The sequence below is a fragment of the Pseudomonas sp. NPDC085632 genome (assembly GCF_044541255.1).
In the GTDB taxonomy this organism is placed as follows: domain Bacteria; phylum Pseudomonadota; class Gammaproteobacteria; order Pseudomonadales; family Pseudomonadaceae; genus Aquipseudomonas.
The window spans coordinates 1-4,938 of the sequence record NZ_JBITSX010000093.1 but is presented as its reverse complement, the minus strand read 5'-3'; the positions used below and the strand labels follow the sequence as shown (position 1 = coordinate 4,938).

5 protein-coding genes and 1 pseudogene are annotated in these 4,938 nt (G+C 59.6%); 1 reads left to right on the top strand and 5 read right to left on the bottom strand.

Annotated elements, in window-relative coordinates:
- The 3 genes and pseudogenes from ACIF4X_RS28955 to xerD all read right to left on the bottom strand — a co-directional run.
- Nucleotides 1-179 (bottom strand): annotated as a pseudogene (locus ACIF4X_RS28955) (homoserine dehydrogenase); the annotation flags it as partial.
- A 131-nt stretch (nt 180-310) separates the two neighbouring features.
- On the bottom strand, nt 311-1,042 hold the full coding sequence (gene dsbC / locus ACIF4X_RS28950; protein WP_007908974.1) for a bifunctional protein-disulfide isomerase/oxidoreductase DsbC: 732 nt from the start codon (nt 1,040-1,042) through the stop codon (nt 311-313).
- A gap of 246 nt (nt 1,043-1,288) precedes the next feature.
- A complete protein-coding gene (gene xerD, locus ACIF4X_RS28945; protein ID WP_397484667.1) occupies nt 1,289-2,185 on the bottom strand; it encodes a site-specific tyrosine recombinase XerD in 897 nt (298 codons plus the stop codon).
- A 108-nt stretch (nt 2,186-2,293) separates the two neighbouring features.
- On the opposite strand from xerD, the gene ACIF4X_RS28940 reads away from it, so the two are divergent.
- On the top strand, nt 2,294-4,102 hold the full coding sequence (locus ACIF4X_RS28940; protein WP_397484666.1) for a cation:proton antiporter: 1,809 nt from the start codon (nt 2,294-2,296) through the stop codon (nt 4,100-4,102).
- A 117-nt stretch (nt 4,103-4,219) separates the two neighbouring features.
- On the opposite strand, the gene ACIF4X_RS28935 is transcribed toward ACIF4X_RS28940, so the two are convergent.
- Nucleotides 4,220-4,633: an acyl-CoA thioesterase gene (locus ACIF4X_RS28935; protein ID WP_042557826.1), complete on the bottom strand. Its 414-nt coding sequence runs from the start codon at nt 4,631-4,633 to the stop codon at nt 4,220-4,222.
- Between the two features lie 147 nt (nt 4,634-4,780).
- Nucleotides 4,781-4,938, bottom strand: a 158-nt coding sequence (locus ACIF4X_RS28930; RefSeq protein ID WP_397484668.1) for a 50S ribosomal protein L19, incomplete at its 5' end; no start/stop codon positions are given.

Here is a 4,938-nt window from a genome sequence, read left to right as displayed (position 1 = left end):
TTCTTAATCGCAATACCTGTCGTCTTGATCTGAGGCTTTGGCGTGCGCTTGGCAATTTGTGCCAGTTCGATTCCTCGCCCGGCACGACGAGCAATTTCCTCGGCGTTGCGCTGAAGTACGTTGAAGGTACCGCCACCGACGGTCCCTAACCCACAGATGCCTACTTTGACCGGATTCACTGTGAACTCCCCATAAAACGGCCGACGCGGGGTCGGCCGGAAAACAACCGCGTGCTCGCGGCTCTCTATTAATGGCCCGGCGATGCTGCTGCCAGGCCATGGTCGTCACGGCTGACCGTGACGATGCGAATTTACTTCGCGCCCAGCGCCAGTTTGGCGACTTGTGGCGCAGGCTGGTAGCCCGGAATCACTTGTCCGTCGGCCAAAACGATGGCCGGTGTGCCATTCACGCCGATCGACTGACCGAGGGCGAACTGTTTGGAAACCGGGTTATCGCACTTGGCGGCCTTGATTTCCTTGCCATCGACCATTTTGTCCATGGCGGCTTTTTTGTCTTTCGAGCACCACACGGCTTGCAGTTGCTCATCGCCCGGCGAGTTCAAACCCTGACGCGGGAAAGCGACATAGCGCACTTCGATGCCGCGCTTGTTCAGCTCAGGCACTTCGGCGTGCAGTTTGTGGCAGTAAGGGCAGGTGGTGTCGGTGAACACGGTGATGTGCGATTTGGTTTCGCCCACGGCCGGGTAGACCACGGTTTCGGCAACCGGAATGGCATTGATCAGTTTCGAGATGCCCAGGCGTTCGGTCTTCTCGGTCAGATTGACCGGTTTGCCGTCCTTGAGCTGGAACAGGTAACCCTGAACGATGTACTGGCCGTCGGCGCTGGCATAGAGCACGCGGCTGCCTTTGAGTTTGACTTCGTACATGCCCGGCAACGGGCTGGCGCTGATGCTTTCTACCGGAACCTCGAGTTCGAGTTTTTCCAGGCTTTGACGAATGGCTTTGTCGGCCGCGTCATCGGCGACGGCAAAGGTACTGACCAACGCAATGGCTGCGGCGGCGAAAATCTGGGTCAGACGCATGAGAACTCCTGAAGGCGGACAAATGAAACGATCAGAACGCCCGTGCCGGAACACCGGGTCATAACCGTCCATCGTGCAAACCGGCAAAGCCTAACACATAAGGCCACGGTGGCCGAATGCGCCTGTCGCCATAGCTCACACCGCTTTATGTAGGAGCTGCCGAAGGCTGCGATCTTTTGATCTTGATCTTAAAAACAGAATCAAAAGATCGCAGCCTGCGGCAGCTCCTACAGGGGAGATGCGTGGTTAGCCCCTTGGGTGGTGTTTGGCGTGCAGATCTTGCAGGCGGGCCCGGGCGACGTGGGTGTAGATTTGCGTGGTGGACAGGTCGCTGTGGCCGAGCAGCATCTGCACCACGCGCAAATCCGCGCCGTGGTTGAGCAGGTGTGTGGCAAACGCGTGACGCAAGGTGTGCGGCGACAACGACTTGCCTATGCCCGCTACCTTGGCCTGATGCTTGATCCGGTGCCAGAAGGTCTGGCGGGTCATCTGCTCACCCCGCTGACTCGGGAACAGCACATCACTTGGCCGGCCGCCGAGCAGCTCGCCACGGCCATCACGCATATAACGCTCGATCCAGACAATCGCCTCCTCGCCCATCGGCACCAGCCGTTCCTTGCTGCCCTTGCCCATCACCCGCAATACGCCCTGGCGCAAATTGACCTGCTCCAGTGTCAGGCTCACCAGTTCGGTAACCCGCAGACCGCAGGCATACAATACTTCAAGCATGGCGCGGTCACGCTGGCCGATCGCTTCACTCAGGTCCGGTGCCTTGAGCAGCGCCTCAACGTCGGCTTCCGACAGGGATTTGGGCAACGGCCTACCGAGTTGCGGCATGTCGACGCGCAACGTCGGGTCGACACTGATGATCTTTTCCCGCAGCAAATAGCGATAAAAGCCACGCACACCGGAGAGAAATCTCGCGGTGGAACGCGGTTTGTAATTCTGCTCCAGCCGCCAGGCCAGATGATCGAGGATCAGTTCGCGACCGGCGTTGATCAGCTCAAGGTTTTTCTCCTGCAACCAGCCATTGAACAGCGCCAGATCGCTGCGATAAGCGCCGCGCGTGTTGTCGGACAGGCCTTTCTCCAGCCATAAGGCGTCGAGGAATTGGTCAATCAGTGGATGGTCGATGGCAGGCATGGGCGCTCAAGACACGCGACCTTGAGGCCGACGCGCAAATGTAGAGTGAACTGTAGGAATGGGCGCTAGTCTTTCATAGCCCGCTATTTCAAGGAACAGGGAGCATCAATGAACGAGCAGCAAATACTTTTGGCATTTGGCGGGATTGGCGCGGCGGCGCTGGGTTGCCAATGGCTGGCCTGGCGCCTGAAGCTGCCGGCCATTCTGTTTTTGTTGCTGACGGGAATTCTGGTCGGCCCGGTGCTGGGCTGGCTCGATCCACAGGAAATGTTCGGGCCGTTGCTGATGCCGCTGGTGTCACTGGCGGTGGCGCTGATTCTGTTCGAGGGCAGCCTGACCCTGCACTTGTCGGAGTGGAAGGAAATCGGCAGCGTCGTTCATCGCCTGGTGACCATTGGCGCGCTCTCGACCTGGGTGGTTATCGCGGTCGCCACCCACTATCTGCTCGGTTTCGACTGGATGCTGGCCATCCTGTTTGGCAGCCTGACGCTGGTCACCGGTCCGACGGTGATCGTACCAATGCTGCGGGTGGTGCGACCGAAAGCCTCGATCGCCAACATTCTGCGCTGGGAAGGCATCGTCATCGACCCGATCGGCGCCCTCCTCGCCGTGGTGGTTTACAGCTTCATCATCGCCAGCGCTGAAGGTCATGGTCTCAAGCAGAGCCTGCTCACCTTTGGTGGCGTGATTCTGTGCGGCGCGGTGTTCGGCATTATCGGTGGCTGGCTGCTCGGCACGGTGATCCGCCGGCAATGGCTGCCGGAGTACTTGCATAACCTCGCCTCGCTGGCGGCGGTGCTGGGGATTTTCATCGCGTCCAACGAGGTGATGCACGAGTCCGGCCTGCTGGCCGTGACGCTGATGGGCATGTGGCTGGCGAACATGAAGGGCGTGGATGTACGGCACATCCTGCACTTCAAGGAAAACCTCAGCGTGCTGCTGATTTCCGGGTTGTTCATCTTGTTGGCGGCGCGCCTGGATTTGTACGCGTTGATCGGACTGGGGCCGCTGGTGCTGATTCTGCTGCTGGTGATTCAATTGATCGCCCGGCCGCTGAACGTGCTGCTCAGTACGGCGGGCTCCAGCCTGAGCTGGCGTGAGCGTGCGTTGCTGTGCTGGATCGCGCCACGGGGGATTGTTGCGGCGGCGGTTTCGGCGATTTTTGCGATTCGTCTGCATGAGGCCGGACACGAAGGTGCGTTGCTGCTGGTACCGCTGACCTTTGCGGTGATCATCGGCACGGTGGTCCTGCAAAGTGCGACGGCACGGCCGTTGGCGCGACTGCTGAAAGTCGCGGAGCCTGCGCCGAGTGGCTTCCTGATCGTCGGCGCCAACGGCCCCGCGCGGGAGCTGGGCAAGTCGCTGCAACAATTGGGCAGTCGGGTGCTGCTGACCGATTCGAGTTGGGAAAATATTCGTGCGGCGCGCATGGAAGGTTTGCCGACCTACTTCGGCAATCCGGCTTCGCAGCACGCCGATGCGCATCTGGATCTGGTCGGGCTGGGGCATTTGCTGGCGCTGTCGCCGTCGGGTGAGCTGAATACCTTGGCCGCGATGCGCTTTCGTCATGATTTTGGTCATCAGCGCTTGTTTGGTCTGGCCAGTGGTCATGAGAGCCGGCGCAGCGACAAGCACCGTGCCAGCCTTGAGCATCGCGGCAATCAGTTGGGCAGCGAGGCGTATACCTACGCGAAACTGGCCAGCCAGATGGGTCAGGGTGCCGAACTGTACAGCACAACATTGACGGATGGCTTTGGCTGGGAGGATTACCGGGCGCTGCATGGTAATCGCGCCACGCTGCTGTTCATGCGTGATGACAGCGGTTGGGTGCATGTGGTGACGCCGGAGACGGCGGTGAAGCCTGGGGCGGGATGGACGCTTCTGGCATTGATTCAGCCGGAGACTTCCAGCGCCTGAGCTGACGCCTTCGCGAGCAGGCTCGCTCCCACAGGTTCTGTGTCGGACACAAATGTTGTGTTCACCCGTTCACTGTGGGAGCGAGCCTGCTCGCGAAGGACGCGACGCGGTATCAGATCAGGCCGCAAAGCCTGGCAGCACTGGCACCGGTCGCTTGTCATCATCAATGGCGACAAAGCTGAACTGCCCATGAATCGCCTTCTCGCGACCATCACAACTCATGCTTTCGACAAACACTTCCACCTCGACCTTGAGGCTGGTATTGCCGACCTTGATCACCTTCCCTACCAATTCAACGATGGAACCGGCCGGGATCGCGTGGTTGAAGTCGATACGGTCGGTGGACACGGTCACCAGTGGCAAGCGGCAGAAGCGTGTGGCGGTGATGAACGACACTTCGTCCATCCATGCCAGCGCAGTGCCACCGAACAGGGTGTTGTGGTGGTTGGTGGTCGGCGGGAAGACGGCTTTGGTCACGCGGGTCACCGAGAGTTCGGTGCGGCGTTCGATTTCCTGGTCGCGGGGGGTCATGGCAATTGCTGCTCGTGTATTCGGGTGCCAAGCAAAGCAAGATCAAAAGATCGCAGCCTTCGGCAGCTCCTACAGGGGGAATGGGAGGAATTTCGGGCAACAAAAAAGCAGCCCGTAGGCTGCTTTTTTCTGCATCGGAAGCTGGACTTAAGCCAGTTTTTCCTTGATGCGAGCTGCTTTACCCGACAGGTCGCGCAGGTAGTACAGCTTGGCTTTACGTACGTCACCGCGAAGTTTAACAGCAATGCATTCGAACTGCGCCTGCGGAGAGTAGGTCTGGAAAGTACGTTCTACGCCAACACCGT